We start from the raw sequence: 14,607 nt of genomic DNA on the forward strand, positions 1-14,607 counted from the left end.
TGAAGTCGACGAGTTTCGGTCGTACGCTTCAGCCTTGGCTAAGACCTCGGCGTCTGCTGTCTCCGGGCGCGAGCAGGCTGGTGACCTCGGCGATCGCCTCCGCCGAGGGGTGGAAGGAGCGCCGTACGTTCTCCGGTTTCTTGTGCCGGGACTTCGCCATCAGCATGGGCAGGCTGGCCCCGGCCTCGCCGAGGTGGGTGAGACCAGAATGGCGGTATTCGTGCAGGTCCCAGCCTGTGCCCGGCACCCCGCCGACTGCGGTGTGGGCGTCGAGCAGGGCGCGGGCCTGGCCGTACGACAGCCGGACCAGCCCGGTGTCCGGGCACACGTCACGCGGCGCGAGGACCTTGCTGGGACCCGGCTTGCGGTGGGTGACGAACACCGGCCCGCGCGTGCGGCCCTTGATCAGCCGGGGCAGCAGGCGGGCGGTGCCGGCGTCCCGGTACACGGGCTCCATGACGTAGTCCTCGCGTGGGGCACCGCGGCGGCGGGTACGCGGCTTCGAGCCCTTGGCCTTCACCGGGGCCCTGCGGGCGGCAAGGTTCAGCTCCTCGATGTTGACACCGAGGATCTCCTCCGCCCGCGCGACGGTCTCGTACAGCATCCGCCACAGCGTCTTCTCCCGCAGGTGGACCTCGCGCCGGGCGATCAGCCGGTCCACGGCCATCTTCGAGCGGGCCGGGGTCTCCGAGTCCGGCGGGGGCATCCGCTTCACCCAGGCCGGGACAGCCGGGCCGTCGTATCCGCGCCCGACACACCAGCCCAGCCACGACAGCACCGCCGCCCGCCGGGCGTTCCACGTGTTGACCGCGGCCTCGCCCCACAGTTGTTCGAGGGCGCCGCCGATCTCGTCGTCCGCGACGGTTGCGAGCGGGCGGGCATCACCGAGGTGCTCGGCGGTCTTGCCGACGCCAATTCGGTACGACCGGAGCGTGTTCGCGTTGTCGAGCGAGTCGAGGAACACGTCGGCCGCCGCGCGGACGGTCAACGCCTTCCCGACGGGCAGTCGTACGACGGCGGGCACCGCTTCCCCCCTTGCCGCAGATAACGGGGCCGCTTCGTGCACAGCCCCGAGAACGTCGCCGCAGGTCGTGATCAGCGATGCCGCAGATAATAGGGCGTTATCCGTGGAACAACTTCAGACCGGTCCCACCGCCGGCGCCCCGTCAGCCGCCCACCAGGGCCGACGAACGCTTACGAGGTGGTCGGCTATTGATGTTGAGACGTGATGGTTGGGTGTTCACCCAGTTGGTGATTTAGCGGGTCATCGGGCTGACGGGCACGAGTTCGGCGCTCGGTTTGGGGCGGGTGGGGCGCTGGGCGGCCCGGTCGGAGACCAGGCCGGCGATGGCCCGGTGCGTGGCCGGGTAGTGCTCGCGGCGGCCGAGGAAGCGTTGCAGTGGGCGCCATTGCCTGTGCTCGGCGTTGGCGTGTTCGACGCAGATCCGCGCCGAGGACTGGCGGCGCCGATGCTCACGCCAGGCGTACTGGTCACCGAGAGCGGCGTCTTCCTTCGGCTTCTTCGGCGGTGCACTGACCTGTTCGGAGAATGCGTTCGCCAGACCCCGGTAGCCCTCATCCACCTCGGCTCTCACGTCCGGGTGGAGACGGAGCTGCTCGGCGATGCCCTCGGTGCGCATCGCGGTCTGGTCGTGCATTCTTCCGGGCCGGTCGGCCCCGGACCACAAGGTGCGGCCCTGGCCGTCGCTGATCGTGGTGGTCTTCATGGTGTTCTGCTTCTTCTTGCCGGAGACGAACGCGCAGCGGCCCGGCCGGTGAGCCTTCGGTCGGCGGACCTGGGTCTCGGTCCCGTCGATCCGCAAGGTCACGCCCTCCGCATCGGCGTAGGCGAACACGTCGGCCAACGTCCGCAGACGCACTCCGGGTCGACCGGGGACAGCGAAGCCGCGGTCGGCGAGCAGCGGGCGGATCTCGCCGATGGCCTCGGTGACGGTGGAGCGGCCGACCCCGTAGAGCTCGGCGAGCGCGGCGTGCGGGAGCTGAGTGCGCAGGTGGACCAGGGCGACCAGCACTCGGTCGGTGAACACCAGCTCGTGCTTGCGGCCGGCCCCGGCGGCACGGTGACGCTTCCCTCCCCGCCGCTGCTGCAATGCCGATTCACGCCGGACCTGCCACGGCCCGGCCAACTCCTCGATCAAACTGCCGAGATGCACGCGCGAGATGCCCATGAAGGCAGGATGGGACAAGGCCGCCCGGGCCCAATTCTTGGTCACACTCGAAGAACCCGTGCGGCCGTCCCCACGTCACGGCCTGTGATCGCGCTCATGTTTGGCGGGCAGGACGGAAGTCCTCCTCCAGGAACGCCGAAACCGCCTCGGTGAACGCCTCCGGCGCTGCGTGGTGGATCAGGTGTCCCACCGGGATGGTGACCATTCGCCCGCCACGGATGCAGCGGGCGAGCTCAGCGACGCCGGCCTGGGGAACATGACTTTGTGGGCCGCCGGCGATCACGAGGGTCTCGGCGGTGATCCGGTCGAGTCGCTCCAGCCACCTGGGATCGGGCTGGTCGATCTGCCGCCTGACAGCCAATACCATCTCCCAGTCGAAGGTCAGGGCGCCGTCCGGCCTGGCCGGGGTGCTCGGCTCCCGGGGACGGGGAACCGACACATCCTCCAGGACAAGCCGGCTCACCCATTGCGGATGGTCCTCCGCGAGCAGGTAGGCCACGAGCCCGCCCATGGAGTGCCCGATCAGATCCACCGGTCCAAGCCCCAGTGCGTCCAGGAACCGGAGCACATCGGCCTGCATCATTTCGAGCGAGTAGTCCCCCGGCCAGTCGCTTCGGCCGTGACCGCGAAGATCGAGGGCATACACCCTTCGGCTCCGGGCGAGAACGGGCGCAACCGCCTCCCAATCGGTGGCATCCTTGCCCAGCGCGTGCAACAGGACGAGTGGCGGAGCATCCGCAGGACCCGACAGCTGATAAGCCAGCCGGACCTCGCCAACGTCGACCGAGCGTTGATCAACCATGTCCGGACGATATGCGGACGAGTCCCGCCGGAGATTGGCGTTCACCAGCAGCCGAACCACCATCCCCGGTCAGCAGCTCGGATTCTCAGCCACACGGTTCCGGCCCCGACCTTCAATAGCCGACAAAGCCGTTAGCGCACGATCTGACACGGATGTTCCTCAGCCCCCAGGACAGCGCCACCTGCGTCGCGTCGTCGGGGTGACCCAGCACACCGCCGACGCCCTGGTCTCCGTCGGCCTCGGCGGGGAAACCGTACGGGCCACTCCGGAACATCCGTTCTGGGTGATCGGGAAGGGGTGGACGGGCGCTGAGTCGCTGCACCCCGGAGACCGGCTGCGCACCCTGGACAGCCAGGACACGCTCGTCAGGTCGGCGAAGCGGGCCGCGATCCGCACTCAGGTGTTCAACTTCGAAGTGGAAGGCGATCACACCTACTTCGTCGGCGGAACGCGCGTGCTGGTGCACAATGCCTGCACACTGTGGCCGAACACGATGTCCGCCACACTCGGTGAGGAACTCGCACTGGCCGAGCGGTTGGGCGTGCGTCCGGCGAAGCCGGGTTCCGCGGCCTGGGACGAGTACATCGACATGGACGGTGAGCCGATCAAGTGGGCCGTGCTGCAGGACGGAGACCTTTTGATCATGCCGAAGATGGTCCAGGGAGGGAGCTCTCCCACCCGGTGCTGAGCGGTGGTGCGCCGGTCAGGGCCGCCGGCGAGGCCGAGCTCGCCGGCGGGAACGGCCAGTACTTCGGTCTTCGTATCGACAGCCACAGCGGTCACTACTTCAAGTCGGGCGATCCGTACTGGGCACCCGGCGGCGGAGCGGAGCAACTGGGCAAGGAGATGTTCGAGGCGGCTGGGGTGCACTTCGGATGAGTGGTCTCTTCGACGGCCTCGACAGGCTGGACGTGGACGGGCATGCGCGCCGCTGGTCGGCACCGGACGTGATGCGGACCGACGGTGCGGTGAGCGAGTGGATCGGTGCCGCCCAGCTGTTCGCCGCCCGTGTTCAGCAGGACCCGGCGAAGCTGACCGGCGAGCAGTGGCGGGCGATCGCCGAGGCGTGGCCGCTGCTGCTGCTGGCGGCGGCCGAGCGGGCGACCGGCGCGCAGCATGACGAATGGCTGCTGCGCGACCTCTGGCTCAGGGCCTCCCTGTTGAAGGAGCTCAAGGAGGCGGGCGCGGCACCGGACGTTCCGCTGCTGGATCCGGGTCCGGTCCTCGACAGGGCCCTCGACGCGATGCCAATGGCCCCGGACACGGCCGCCGCGCTCGCCCCACGGTGGCGTGAGCTGGACCGTGAGCAGGTGCTCTCCCTGCGCATGGTCCGCCGGCTGCTCGGCCCCGCCCGCGCCGTGGCGCCGCTGCTCGGCGACCACCCGCGGCGAGGCGAGTTCGAGGCATGGGACCGGATCGCCGACGGTCTGCCATAGAGCCCCGTGACAAGAGCCGAGGGCGCCCCCTGTCGCAGGGAGCGCCCTCGGTGTCGTGCAAGGGGCCGTACAAGGCCCGTGCAAGGCCCTTCAGGCGGCCGTCACTTGTTGATGCCGCCGATGTGGTGGACCCGGAGCATGTTGGTGGTGCCCGAGACGCCGGGGGGCGAGCCGGCCGTGATGATGACGGTGTCGCCCGGGTGGAAGCGCTTGATCTTCGCGATTTCCATGTCGACCATGTCGACCATCTCGTCCGTGCTGTTCACGAACGGCACCACGTGCGACTCCACGCCCCAGCTGAGGGTGAGCTGGTTGCGGGTGTTCTCGTCGGTGGTGAAGGCGATGATCGGCTGCTGCGCGCGGTAGCGGGAGAGGCGGCGGGCGGTGTCGCCGGACTGGGTGAAGGCGACCAGGCCGCGGCCGCCGAGGAAGTCGGCGATCTCGCAGGCCGCACGGGCCACCGAACCGCCCTGCGTGCGCGGCTTCTTGCCCGGGACGAGCGGCTGCAGGCCCTTGCTGAGCAGCTCCTGCTCGGCCGCCACCACGATCTTCGACATCGTCTTGACGGTCTCGACCGGGTACGCGCCCACGCTGGACTCGGCGGACAGCATCACCGCGTCCGCGCCGTCCAGGATCGCGTTGGCGACGTCGGAGGCCTCGGCGCGGGTCGGGCGGGAGTTGGTGATCATCGACTCCATCATCTGGGTCGCCACGATCACCGGCTTGGCGTTGCGCCGGCACAGCTCGATCAGGCGCTTCTGCACCATGGGGACCTTCTCGAGCGGGTACTCGACGGCCAGGTCGCCACGGGCCACCATGACGGCGTCGAACGCCATCACGACGCCCTCCATGTTCTCCACCGCCTGCGGCTTCTCCACCTTGGCGATGACGGGGACCCGGCGGCCCTCCTCGTCCATCACCTTGTGGACGTCGTCGACGTCCTTGGCGTCCCGCACGAAGGACAGCGCGACCATGTCGCAGCCCATGCGCAGCGCGAACCGGAGGTCCTCGACGTCCTTCTCGGACAGCGCGGGCACGTTGACGGCCGCGCCGGGCAGGTTGATGCCCTTGTGGTCGGAGACGACACCGCCCTCGATGACGATCGTCCGCACCCGCGGGCCCTCGACGTCCAGGACCTTCAGCTCGACGTTGCCGTCGTTGATGAGGATCTGGTCGCCGCGCGAGACGTCGCCCGGCAGGCCCTTGTAGGTCGTACCGCAGATGGTCTTGTCGCCCGGGACGTCCTCGGTCGTGATGACGAACTCGTCACCGCGCTCCAGCTCCACCGGTCCCTCGGCGAAGGTCTCCAGACGGATCTTCGGGCCCTGCAGGTCGGCGAGGACGCCGATGGCACGGCCGGTCTCCTTGGCGGCGGCCCGGACGCGGTCGTACCGCCCCTGGTGCTCGGCGTGGGAGCCGTGGCTGAAATTGAACCGGGCCACGTTCATGCCCGCCTCGATCATGGCGACGAGCTTCTCGTGGGTGTCGACCGCGGGGCCGAGAGTACAGACGATTTTCGAACGGCGCATGGGGGCGATCCTATCGGTTTGTTTCGCTACGGAATATTCCGTCTGGTGGAAGATACAAATGGGCGCTAATGTGCTCAGCTGTTATTTCCGGCCGACGTCGATCCGGTGCCCACCAGCGCGTACGTCTGGGTGGCGATCTCCAGCTCCTCGTCGGTCGGCACCACGGCGACCGCGACCCGCGCGGCCGCCGGCGATATCAGCCGCGGCTCGTCCGCCCGTACGGCGTTCAGCTCCGGGTCGACCGCGAGCCCCAGCCCCTCCAGGCCCGCCATGGCCGCCTCCCGCACCGGGGCCGCGTTCTCGCCGACGCCCGCGGTGAAGGCCACCGCGTCGACCCGGCCGAGGACGGCGCAGTACGCGCCGATGTACTTCTTCAGGCGGTGAATGTAGATGTCGAAGGCGAGTTGTGCCTCTTCCTCGCCCTCGTCGATCCGGCGCCGGATCTCCCGCATGTCGTTGTCACCGCACAGACCGAACAGACCACTCCTCTTGTTGAGAAGAGTGTCGATCTCGTCCATGGACATTCCGCCAACTCGCGCCAAATGGAAAATGACGGCCGGGTCCAGATCGCCGGAACGGGTTCCCATCACCAGCCCCTCCAAAGGCGTCAGGCCCATCGAGGTGTCCACGCACCGGCCGCCCCGGACGGCCGACGCGGACGCCCCGTTGCCGAGGTGCAGCACGATGACGTTCACCTCTTCCGGTGTCCTTCCCAGCAGTCTCGCGGTCGCCCGGGACACGTACGCGTGCGAGGTGCCGTGGAAGCCGTAACGGCGGATCCGGTACCGGTCGGCGAGCTTCGGGTCGATCGCGTACCGCGCCGCGGACTCCGGCATCGTCGTGTGGAACGCCGTGTCGAAGACGGCGACCTGCGGCAGGTCCGGTCGCAGCGCCTGCGCGGTGCGGATGCCGGTCAGGTTGGCCGGGTTGTGCAGCGGGGCGACCGGGATCAGCCGCTCGATCTCGGCGAGCACCGCGTCGTCGATCACCGTCGGCTCGGTGAAGAACATCCCGCCGTGCACCACCCGGTGCCCGATCGCGGCCAGTTCCGGCGAGTCGAGCCCGAGCCCGTCCCTCGTCAGCTCCTCCGCCACGGCCTTCAGGGCGGCCTCGTGGTCGGCGATCGGCGCGACGGCCTCGCGGGTGACACCGCTGTCCAGGCAGGTGTGCCTGAGCCGTGAGGTCTGCTCGCCGATCCGCTCGACGAGACCGACCGCCAGCCGGCTGCTGTCCCGCATGTCCAGCAGCTGGTACTTCACCGACGAGGAACCGGAGTTGAGGACGAGGACACGGGTCGGACTGGGGCTCACTGGGCGGTTGCCTTCTCGCTCGGGGACGCGGCCGCGGGCTCGGCCGGGGACTCGTCCGGGTTCTGGGCCTGGATCGCCGTGATGGCGACGGTGTTGACGATGTCCTGGACGAGGGCGCCCCGGGACAGGTCGTTGACGGGCTTGCGCAGCCCCTGCAGCACCGGCCCGACGGCGATCGCGCCGGCCGACCGCTGCACGGCCTTGTAGGTGTTGTTGCCGGTGTTGAGGTCCGGGAAGATCAGCACGCTGGCCTGCCCGGCGACCTCGGAACCCGGCAGCTTGGTGGCGGCCACGGACGGCTCCACGGCCGCGTCGTACTGGATCGGCCCCTCGATCAGCAGATCGGGCCTGCGCGAGCGCGCCAGTCCGGTCGCCTCCCGCACCTTGTCCACGTCCGCCCCCGAACCCGAGGTGCCCGTCGAGTACGACAGCATCGCGATCCGCGGCTCCACACCGAACTGGGCGGCCGTACCCGCCGACTGGACGGCGATGTCGGCGAGCTGCTCGGCGTCCGGGTCCGGGTTCACCGCGCAGTCGCCGTAGACCAGCACCTTGTCGGCGAGGCACATGAAGAAGACGGACGAGACGATCGACGACCCCGGCCTGGTCTTGATGATCTCGAACGCCGGGCGGATGGTCGCCGCCGTGGAGTGCACGGACCCCGAGACCATGCCGTCCGCGAGGCCCTCCTGCACCATCAGGGTGCCGAAGTAGTTGACGTCGGAGACCACGTCGTACGCCAGCTCCACCGTCACGCCCCTGTGGGCGCGCAGCAGGGCGTACTGCTCGGCGAAGGCGTCGCGCAGTTCGGAGGTGGCCGGGTCGATCAGCTGGGCGTCGCCGAGGTCGATGCCGAGGTCGGCGGCCTTCTTGCGGATCTGGTCGACGGGCCCGAGCAGGGTGATGTCACAAACCCCCCGGCGCAGCAGCACCTCCGCAGCGTGCAGCACCCGCGCCTCTGTCCCCTCCGGCAGCACCACCCGCCGCTTGTCGGAGCGCGCCTGCTCCAGGAGCTTGTGCTCGAACATCATCGGGGTGAGCCGGCCGGTGCTCGGCGCCGAGACCCGCTTGTTGAGGCCCGCGGTGTCGACGTACCGCTCGAACAGGCCGAGCGCGGTCTCCGCCTTGCGCGGGGTGGCCGCGTTCAGCTTGCCCTCCAGGGAGAACAGCTGGGCGGCGGTCGGGAAGCTGTTGCCGGGCACGGACATCACCGGGGTGCCGGGGGCAAGCCGGGCGGCCAGGGTGAGGATCTCGTCGGCGGGCCGCTCGCCGAGGGTGAGCAGCACGCCGGCTATCGGCGGGGTGCCGGCGCTGTGCGCGGCCAGCGAGCCGACGACCAGGTCCGCGCGGTCGCCCGGGGTGACCACCAGGCAGCCCGGGGTCAGGGCGGGCAGGAAGCTCGGCAGCATCGCACCGCCGAAGACGAAGTCCAGCGCGTCCCGGGCCAGCCCCGAGTCGTCGCCGAGCAGCACCTTCGCGTCGAGCGCGTGGGCGATCTGGGCGACCGTCGGCGCAGACAGCGCGGGCTCGTCCGGCAGCACGTACACCGGCACCGGCAGCCGCCCGTCGATGCGCCGGGATATCTCGTCCCGGTCCTCGCGGACCACCCGGTTGGCGATCATCGCGAGCACGTCGCAGCCGAGACCGTCGTACGCCCGGAACGCGTTGCGGGTCTCCGCCAGCACCGACTCCGCGTTCTGGTCACGCCCGCCGACCACCGGGATCACCGAGGCGCCGAACTCGTTGGCGAGCCGGGCGTTGAGGGACAGCTCGTCCGGGAACTGGGTGTCGGCGTAGTCGGTGCCGAGGACGAGGACGACGTCGTAGTCACGGGCGACCAGGTGGAAGCGGTCGACGAGGGTGGAGACCAGCTCGTCGGCGCCCCGCTCGGCCTGGAGGGCGGAGGCCTCGTGGTAGTCCATGCCGTAGACGGTCGCCGGGTCCTGGGAGAGGCGGTACCGCGCGCGCAGCAGCTCGAAGAGGCGGTCGGGACCGTCGTGGACGAGGGGGCGGAAGACACCGACCCGGTCGACCTGCCGGGTGAGCAGTTCCATCACGCCCAGTTCGACGACCTGACGGCCGTCGCCGCGGTCGATCCCGGTCACGTACACGCTGCGCGTCACGTGTGCACTCCGTCTCTCTAGCCGTCTCTGTGGCAGCCGTCTCTGTAGCCGCACGAAAATCGCCCACCGGGGTGAGCGGAACCCCCTTGACAGTACCCCCGGCGCCGGATAAGGCGCCCGTCAGGATTTCACCGCCCCGCGTGTCATGAAACAATCGGATCGGCTCACCGGTAACGACAGCGAGCAGGAGACACAGCACCATGCGCATCGGAGTTCTCACCGCAGGCGGCGACTGCCCCGGCCTGAACGCCGTCATCCGATCGGTGGTGCATCGGGCTGTCGCCCAGTACGACGACGAGGTCATCGGTTTCGAGGACGGCTTCCGGGGTCTGCTCGACGGCCACTACCGCACCCTCGACCTGGACGCGGTCGGCGGCATCCTGTCCCTCGGCGGCACGATCCTGGGTTCGTCGCGGCTGGAGCGGGACCGGCTGCGCGAGGCGTGCGACCGGGCCACCGACATGGTCGAGGAGTTCGGCATCGACGCGCTGATCCCGATCGGCGGCGAGGGCACGCTGACCGCGGCGCGCATGCTGTCCGACGCGGGCCTGCCGGTCGTCGGCGTCCCGAAGACCATCGACAACGACATCTCCTCCACCGACCGCACCTTCGGCTTCGACACCGCGGTGGGCGTCGCCACGGAGGCGATGGACCGGCTGAAGACCACCGCCGAGTCCCACCAGCGGGTGATGGTGGTCGAGGTCATGGGCCGGCACGCGGGCTGGATCGCCCTGGAGTCCGGGATGGCGGCCGGCGCCCATGGCATCTGCCTCCCCGAGCGGCCCTTCGACCCCGCCGACCTGGTCAAGATGGTCGAGGAGCGCTTCGCCCGCGGCAAGAAGTTCGCCGTGGTGTGCGTGGCGGAGGGCGCCCATCCCGCCGACGGCACGATGGACTACGGCAAGGGCGAGATCGACCAGTACGGCCACGAGCGCTTCCAGGGCATCGGCACGGCCCTGGCGTACGAGCTGGAGCGGCGGCTCGGCAAGGAGGCCAAGCCGGTCATCCTCGGACACGTCCAGCGGGGCGGCACGCCGACGGCCTACGACCGCGTCCTCGCGACGCGGTTCGGGTGGCATGCGGTGGAGGCGGCGCACCGGGGCGACTTCGGGAGGATGACGGCGCTGCGGGGGACGAACATCGAGATGGTGCCGTTGGCGGAGGCGGTGACCGAGTTGAAGAGGGTGCCGAAGGATCGGATGGACGAGGCCGAGTCCGTCTTCTAGGGCTGGGGTTTCGTTTCGGGCCGCGGGCCGGTGGGGGCTGGTCGCGCAGTTCCTCCCCCAGCCTTCGGCCGGCGGTACCCCAACGCCCCTTTCAGGGGTGCTTGTCCTCGACTCTGTTCCAGAAGTGGCCGACGATCCCCGCCAGCAAGTCCTTGCCCTTGTCCTCGGCTGACTCCGATGTCGGGATGTTGCCCCAGGCCAGGGTTGCCGTCATCCGGCCCTGGTAGTCCTCGTGCAGTTCGCGCAGCGTGTCCTCGACCAGGCGTTTGTCCAGGGGGAGCAGTTTGCTCACCTGGCGGACGTAGGCCTGCCAGCGCGTGGTGACCGCGTTGCGCAGCAGCTCCGCCAGTTTCTCCTCCTTGCCGGTGACGGTGACGAAGTCCGGCAAGGACAGGCGGAGGGTCTCGGCCAGGACGGTGGACTGCCGTTCCGTGCCCTGCCAGTCCTCGTCCTCCTCCATCGCGAGATAGGCGAGCAGGTCGAGGCCGACCGCCAGGGCCACGTCCTCGGGCGCCAGCCCGCGGGCGATCCGGTGTTCGCGCAGGGTGCGCGGGCGTCCGATCAGTTCACCCGGCGTGCACCACAACACGCCCGCCAGCGCGGTGAGTTCGGGACTGCTGGGGATCAGCGCCCCGCGCTCCCAGGCACGTACGAGATCGGGCGTGGCGTACGGCAGCCCGTACGAGGCCCGCAGATCGTGGGCCACGTGTTCCGGACCCATGCCGAGAGCGGCACGGAGTCTGCGGGCGGCGGGCGCGTTGAAGGGAGGACCTGGCTGGTTCGGCAGAGCTGGGGGTCGGCGCACAGCCGACAAGGTAGAGGTGCCCGGCAGCACTGACTACGGTCCGTTCGGCCAGGAACACGGATTGTGGGAACGTACGGATTCACGGGCGGACCTTACCTGTTCATCCCTTGACGGCCCCGCCCAGTGCGAACCCGCCTCCCAGCCGGCGCGCGACCAGCACGTACAGCAGGATCACCGGCGTCGAGTAGATGACGGAGAAGGCGGCGAGCTGGCCGTAGGCCACCATGCCGCGGTTGCCGAAGAAGTCGTTGATGCTGACCGAGGCGGGCATCTGGTCCGGCGAGAGCAGCAGCATGAACGGGACGAAGAAGTTGCCCCACATCATCACGAAGGCGAAGACGGTGACGACGGCGAGACCGGGTCCCATCAGCGGCAGGACGATGCGCACCAGCGACTGCGCGGAGTTGGCCCCGTCCGTCCAGGCCGCCTCCTCCAGCTCTTTCGGGACGCCGTCCATGAAGTTCTTCATCAGCCAGATGGCGAAGGGGAGCTGGGAGGCGGCGAAGAACAGGATCGTGCCCTGCATGGTGTCGATGAGGTTGATCCGTACGAACAGCGCGTACACCGGCACCATGATCGCGGTGATCGGCAGGCTCGTCGCGAACAGGATGGACAGCAGGAACGGCCGGTTGAACCGGGAGCGGTAGCGGGAGAGCGGGTAGGCGGCGAGGGCGGCGCAGACCACGGTGAGCGCGGTGGCACCGCCGCACAGGATCAGGCTGTTGAGCAGCGGGGTGTAGGTGATCTCCGGGGTGAGGATGGCGTCGAAGTTCCCGAAGGTGAACCCGTCCGGGGTCCTGACCCGCAGGCCGGCGTGCGGATCGACCGCGGAGAGGACCACCCAGGCGAGCGGGAGCACGAAGGCGGCGGCCACGATGAGCAGCCCGAGGTCGGCGGCGAGCCGGTGGGAACGGCGTTGACGGCGGGGCATGTTCTGGTTCACACCTCCGTGCGCAGCAGTCGCATGTAGACGACGGAGAAGAGCGAACCGACCAGGAGAAGGAGCAGGGCGACCGCGGTCCCGTACCCGATCATGCTGTTCTGGAAGGCCTGTTCGTACATGAAGAGGGGCAGCGTCTGGCTCTTGTCGCCGGGCCCGCCCCGGGTCATCACCCAGATCAGTCCGAAGACGGAGAGCGTCTGGAGGGTGTTGAGCATCAGATTCGTCCCGATGGACCGCCGGATCATGGGGAGCGTGATGTGCCACATGCGCCGCCAGCCGCCGGCGCCGTCCACCTCCGCCGACTCCTCGATCTCATGGGGTATCTCGTCGAGCGCGGCGGAGTAGACCAGCATCGAGAAGGCCGTGCCCCGCCACACGTTGGCGAACGACACCGCCAGGATCGGAAGCGTGAACAGCCAGTTCTGGGACGGCAGATGGAGGAGGTCGAGGATGGCGTTGAGCGTGCCCTCCCGCCGGAAGAACGCGTACAGCAGGAACCCGGCGACGACCTCCGGCAGCACCCACGCCGTGATCACGATCCCGCCGGTGAGCGTCCGCACCGGCTTCGACGCCCGCCGCATCAGCGCGGCGAGCGCGAGGCCCAGCGTGTTCTGCCCGACGAGCGAGGACAGCACGGTGAAGACGAGGGTCAGCCAGACGGCGTTCAGGAAGGCGTCGTCGCGGAACGCCCTGCGGAAGTTGGCGAAACCGACGAACGAGGAGTGGGCCTGCCCGGTGAGCTGGAGGTCGGTGAAGGCGATCCAGGCGCAGTAGACGATCGGCCCGCCCAGGAACAGGAGGATCAGGACCAGGGCGGGGGTGAGTGGGAGAGAGCGGGCGATGCGACGGGTGGTCACCGGGTGACCACTTGGCCGTCGGTGACGTCCTTGAGGTTCGAGTCGTAGGTACTCGCCGCCTTGTCGACCGACGCGTCGCCGGTGGTCACGCTCTCCATGGCCTCCTGGATGGCGGTGGAGACCTTCGGGTAGGCCGTGTAGGCGGGCCGGTAGTGCGTCCTGGCGACGAGATCGGTGAAGAACTTGATGCCGGGCTGGGCGGACGCGTACGACGGGTCGCTCGCGACGTCCTTCCGCACCGCGATCCCGGAGTTGGCGATGTACCACTTCTGGGCGTTCGCCTTGGTCTGCATGGTCTTGATGAAGTCGAAGGCGAGGTCCGGGTTGCCGGCCTTGGCGGGGACGGCCCAGGTCCAGCCGCCGGACATGCTCACCTTGCCCGGGGCCTGCCCGTGCTGGGTGGGCATGTAGGCGAGCCCGAGCTCCTTCGACCAGTCGGGCCACTCGTGCCCGCTGCCCTGGAGCCAGTTCTGGGGCAGCCAGGACCCGTCGAGGTTGATGCCCAGCTTGCCCTGGGGCATGAGTTCACCCCAGACGGTGTTCCGGTAGTTGGGGTCGAGCGCGTCGGAGACGTCCGGCCCGAGCTTGTCCTTGTACACGGTCTCGACGAACGACAGCGCGTCCTTGAACCCCTGGCTCCCGGCGATCCACTTCTTGCTCGCCTTGTCGTAGAGCGGGTCACCGGTCCCGTCGTCGGTGCCGTACAGCAGCATCTCGAAGCCCTGCATGCTGGCGGTCTCACCGGCGGCCTTGCCGGTGTACACGTTGAGCGGCGTGACGCCGGGGACCTTCTTCTTTATCGTCCGGGCGGCGGCGAGCACGTCGTCCCAGTTCTTGGGCTGCCAGTCGGTGGGCAGCCCGGCCTTCGCGAACACCCGCTTGTCGAACCAGAGTCCGCGGGTGTCGGTCCCGTCCGGCACCCCGTACGTCTTCCCGTCCTCGCCCCGGGCCGCCGACTTCGCGGTGTCGATGAACTGCCCCCAGTCCTTCCACTTGGCCAGGTAGGAGTCGAGGGGCTTCAGGTACCCGCTGGTGATGTCGGAGTTGATGAGGAAGGTGTCCTCGTAGACGAGGTCGGGAGCGGTGCGCGGGGACCTGAGCATCTGCTGGAGCTTGGTGTAGTAGTCCGCGTCCGAGGCCTTGATGGGAACGAGCTCGACCTTCTTCCCCGGGTACTCCTTCTCGAACTGCTTCTTGATGTCCGCGAGATAGGTGTCCGTCACTTTGACGGAGTTGTCCATCGACTGCTTGAAGGAGACCTTCACGGTGTCCGGACTGCTTCCGGATCCGCCGCCGCACGCGGTGAGCGAGGCGGCGGCTGTGACGACGGCGAGGGCAACGATGCTGACGGCGGTGGGGCGCACGGGCACGACCTCCTCGGCGGCCA

General features: G+C 69.1%; 14 protein-coding genes. 4 read left to right on the forward strand and 10 right to left on the reverse strand.

Annotated features, from left to right (window positions below):
• Positions 1 to 28: 28 nt before the first annotated feature.
• From ACFY6U_RS46320 to ACFY6U_RS46330, 3 genes are all read right to left on the reverse strand, one after another.
• Complete coding sequence (locus ACFY6U_RS46320) at positions 29 to 1,024, reverse strand: tyrosine-type recombinase/integrase (RefSeq protein WP_390048304.1); 996 nt, start codon at positions 1,022 to 1,024, stop codon at positions 29 to 31.
• A 232-nt stretch (positions 1,025 to 1,256) separates the two neighbouring features.
• Positions 1,257 to 2,189 (reverse strand): transposase family protein, encoded by a 933-nt coding sequence (locus ACFY6U_RS46325; protein WP_390048306.1) that lies wholly within the window; start codon positions 2,187 to 2,189, stop codon positions 1,257 to 1,259.
• A 94-nt stretch (positions 2,190 to 2,283) separates the two neighbouring features.
• Positions 2,284 to 2,991, reverse strand: a complete 708-nt coding sequence (locus tag ACFY6U_RS46330) for an alpha/beta fold hydrolase (protein WP_390048307.1) — start codon at positions 2,989 to 2,991, stop codon at positions 2,284 to 2,286.
• A 199-nt stretch (positions 2,992 to 3,190) separates the two neighbouring features.
• Between ACFY6U_RS46330 and ACFY6U_RS46335 the strand changes: the two genes are divergently transcribed.
• Genes ACFY6U_RS46335 through ACFY6U_RS46345 form a run of 3 tightly spaced genes read left to right on the forward strand, consistent with a single transcriptional unit; the run spans position 3,191 to position 4,427 of the window.
• On the forward strand, positions 3,191 to 3,679 hold the full coding sequence (locus tag ACFY6U_RS46335; protein ID WP_390048309.1) for a polymorphic toxin-type HINT domain-containing protein: 489 nt from the start codon (positions 3,191 to 3,193) through the stop codon (positions 3,677 to 3,679).
• On the forward strand, positions 3,673 to 3,870 hold the full coding sequence (locus ACFY6U_RS46340) for a hypothetical protein (RefSeq protein ID WP_390048311.1): 198 nt from the start codon (positions 3,673 to 3,675) through the stop codon (positions 3,868 to 3,870). The genes ACFY6U_RS46335 and ACFY6U_RS46340 overlap by 7 nt, the downstream gene beginning before the upstream one ends.
• Positions 3,867 to 4,427 (forward strand): hypothetical protein, encoded by a 561-nt coding sequence (locus ACFY6U_RS46345; protein WP_390048313.1) that lies wholly within the window; start codon positions 3,867 to 3,869, stop codon positions 4,425 to 4,427. The genes ACFY6U_RS46340 and ACFY6U_RS46345 overlap by 4 nt, the downstream gene beginning before the upstream one ends.
• A 101-nt stretch (positions 4,428 to 4,528) precedes the next feature.
• Here ACFY6U_RS46345 and pyk read toward each other — a convergent pair whose 3' ends face one another.
• The 3 genes from pyk to pta all read right to left on the reverse strand — a co-directional run bounded on the left by pyk (position 4,529) and on the right by pta (position 9,389).
• A complete protein-coding gene (pyk, locus tag ACFY6U_RS46350) occupies positions 4,529 to 5,956 on the reverse strand; it encodes a pyruvate kinase (protein ID WP_390048315.1) in 1,428 nt (475 codons plus the stop codon).
• A gap of 74 nt (positions 5,957 to 6,030) precedes the next feature.
• Complete coding sequence (locus ACFY6U_RS46355) at positions 6,031 to 7,266, reverse strand: acetate kinase (protein WP_390048317.1); 1,236 nt, start codon at positions 7,264 to 7,266, stop codon at positions 6,031 to 6,033.
• On the reverse strand, positions 7,263 to 9,389 hold the full coding sequence (gene pta / locus ACFY6U_RS46360) for a phosphate acetyltransferase (RefSeq protein WP_390048319.1): 2,127 nt from the start codon (positions 9,387 to 9,389) through the stop codon (positions 7,263 to 7,265). The genes ACFY6U_RS46355 and pta overlap by 4 nt, the downstream gene beginning before the upstream one ends.
• Positions 9,390 to 9,589: 200 nt before the next feature.
• Between pta and ACFY6U_RS46365 the strand changes: the two genes are divergently transcribed.
• Positions 9,590 to 10,615 (forward strand): ATP-dependent 6-phosphofructokinase, encoded by a 1,026-nt coding sequence (locus ACFY6U_RS46365; RefSeq protein WP_390048321.1) that lies wholly within the window; start codon positions 9,590 to 9,592, stop codon positions 10,613 to 10,615.
• A 91-nt stretch (positions 10,616 to 10,706) separates the two neighbouring features.
• Here the strand turns inward: ACFY6U_RS46365 and ACFY6U_RS46370 are convergent, their stop codons facing one another.
• The 4 genes from ACFY6U_RS46370 to ACFY6U_RS46385 form a co-directional block, all read right to left on the reverse strand.
• Positions 10,707 to 11,429 (reverse strand): XRE family transcriptional regulator, encoded by a 723-nt coding sequence (locus ACFY6U_RS46370; protein ID WP_390048323.1) that lies wholly within the window; start codon positions 11,427 to 11,429, stop codon positions 10,707 to 10,709.
• Between the two features lie 91 nt (positions 11,430 to 11,520).
• The gene (locus ACFY6U_RS46375; RefSeq protein ID WP_390048325.1) at positions 11,521 to 12,351 is read right to left on the reverse strand and encodes a carbohydrate ABC transporter permease; all 831 of its coding nucleotides are present in this window, start codon (positions 12,349 to 12,351) and stop codon (positions 11,521 to 11,523) included.
• A gap of 8 nt (positions 12,352 to 12,359) precedes the next feature.
• Positions 12,360 to 13,220 (reverse strand): carbohydrate ABC transporter permease, encoded by an 861-nt coding sequence (locus ACFY6U_RS46380; protein ID WP_390048327.1) that lies wholly within the window; start codon positions 13,218 to 13,220, stop codon positions 12,360 to 12,362.
• Entirely contained in the window at positions 13,217 to 14,584 is a 1,368-nt protein-coding gene (locus ACFY6U_RS46385; protein WP_390048329.1) for an extracellular solute-binding protein, read from the reverse strand. Before ACFY6U_RS46385 ends, ACFY6U_RS46380 begins: the two co-directional genes overlap by 4 nt.
• Positions 14,585 to 14,607 lie beyond the last annotated feature (23 nt).

The organism is Streptomyces sp. NPDC013157 (assembly GCF_042899865.1).
GTDB lineage: Bacteria > Actinomycetota > Actinomycetes > Streptomycetales > Streptomycetaceae > Streptomyces.

Excerpts from the sequence above, each read along its gene's own strand:
- ACFY6U_RS46330 (WP_390048307.1), bottom strand. The coding sequence starts at position 2,991 with ATGGTTGATCAACGCTCGGTCGACGTTGGCGAGGTCCGGCTGGCTTAT.
- ACFY6U_RS46325 (WP_390048306.1), bottom strand. The coding sequence starts at position 2,189 with ATGGGCATCTCGCGCGTGCATCTCGGCAGTTTGATCGAGGAGTTGGCC.
- ACFY6U_RS46365 (WP_390048321.1), top strand. The coding sequence starts at position 9,590 with ATGCGCATCGGAGTTCTCACCGCAGGCGGCGACTGCCCCGGCCTGAAC.
- ACFY6U_RS46375 (WP_390048325.1), bottom strand. The coding sequence starts at position 12,351 with ATGCCCCGCCGTCAACGCCGTTCCCACCGGCTCGCCGCCGACCTCGGG.
- pyk (WP_390048315.1), bottom strand. The coding sequence starts at position 5,956 with ATGCGCCGTTCGAAAATCGTCTGTACTCTCGGCCCCGCGGTCGACACC.
- ACFY6U_RS46345 (WP_390048313.1), top strand. The coding sequence starts at position 3,867 with ATGAGTGGTCTCTTCGACGGCCTCGACAGGCTGGACGTGGACGGGCAT.